This is a genomic window from Peribacillus sp. NPDC096622, from assembly GCF_044762665.1.
Lineage (GTDB): Bacteria > Bacillota > Bacilli > Bacillales > DSM-1321 > Peribacillus > Peribacillus frigoritolerans_B.
Window position 1 is genome coordinate 1 of sequence record NZ_JBIWES010000061.1, and the last position, 1,336, is coordinate 1,336.

At 39.7% G+C, this 1,336-nt stretch carries 1 protein-coding gene; it reads left to right on the plus strand.

Features of this window, described 5'->3' with window-relative positions; translation table 11 throughout:
- The first annotated feature begins 120 nt into the window (after nt 1-120).
- On the plus strand, nt 121-1,248 hold the full coding sequence (locus tag ACIQYG_RS26855; RefSeq protein WP_034306249.1) for an IS110 family RNA-guided transposase: 1,128 nt from the start codon (nt 121-123) through the stop codon (nt 1,246-1,248).
- The last annotated feature ends 88 nt before the right edge of the window (nt 1,249-1,336 follow it).

Sequence of the window (1,336 nt, forward strand, 5' to 3'; positions counted from 1 at the left end):
CGTTAGTCATAATGAACGAAAACGGCTCCCATCGCTTAACGTAGATTGCACTTGGTCATAATGTTACTACCAAAAATAAAAAACCAAGTGTAGAGCTACACACGAAAAGGAGCCTATATTATGAAGGATGTTCAAAAATTTGTTGGTTTAGACGTATCTAAAGATTCAATTGCTGTTGCGATTGCTGATTCTGGTCGTGGTGAACCTAGATTTCATGGAACTATTCAAAATAAACCAGAGGATATTCGCAAATTGATGAAAAAGTTAGGGAAGCCTGAAAGCCTATTAGTATGTTATGAAGCAGGATCTTCTGGGTATGGAATTTATCGATTTCTTCTATCTATGGACATTGATTGTATGGTTGTCGCGCCCTCCCTTATTCCAAAGCGATCGGGCGATCGTGTGAAAACAGATAAAAGAGATTCTATTAGATTAGCTCAGCTACTTCGCGCTGGAGAGCTTACTTCTGTATGGGTTCCAGATGAAGATCATGAAGCATTGAGAGACTTAATTCGTGCTCGTCATGATGCTCGTGAGGATTTACAAAGTTCTCGCCAGAGACTTGTTCACTTCTTACTTCGCCATGGAATACGTCCTCCGCAGGGAGTTAGAAATTGGTCCGTAAAACATCGTGAATGGTTAAAACGATTAACATTTGAAAGAGCTTCTCAACGTATTGTTTTTCAAGAATATCTTCATGCAATCAATGAGGTTGAAGATCGTATGAAACGAATCGAAGCTCAGATCCATGAAGAAGCCCTTCAAAGTGAACATGCTCCGGTAATTCAAGCTCTTCAAACATTAAGAGGAGTCGCAGAAGTCACAGCTGTTACTTTGGTAGCTGAAATTGGACAGTTTTCTCGCTTTTCAAACCCAAGACAACTGATGTCCTATGCTGGACTTGTTCCAAAGGAATACTCGAGTGGGTCTAGTCGTTGGCAAGGTTCCATTACGAAAACCGGAAACTCCCAAATTCGTCGTTCCATAGTAGAAGTTTGTTGGTCTTATCGCCATCGACCATCTCTTAAAGGTGAATTGCTTAAACGTCAAGAAGGTCAAGATCCAGAGGCAAAACGTATTGCTTGGAAAGCTCAACACCGTCTTCATATGAAATATCATCGCATCTCTGCTAAAGGAAAAGGTGGAAAAGTAGCTGTTGTTGCAGTAGCCAGAGAATTACTTGGTTTTATTTGGGCTATCGGTTGTGCCATTGAGGATAAGCAAGTAAGTGTATCGAATGTTGCTTAAGTAGATTGAAAGTAAGATTATGTAATAAATGATTTTATCGAATCATAATTTTGTGATTTAGAATTGAAGATTTGGCTCGAAGGCAAAC

Excerpts from the sequence above, each read along its gene's own strand:
- ACIQYG_RS26855 (WP_034306249.1), top strand. The coding sequence starts at position 121 with ATGAAGGATGTTCAAAAATTTGTTGGTTTAGACGTATCTAAAGATTCA.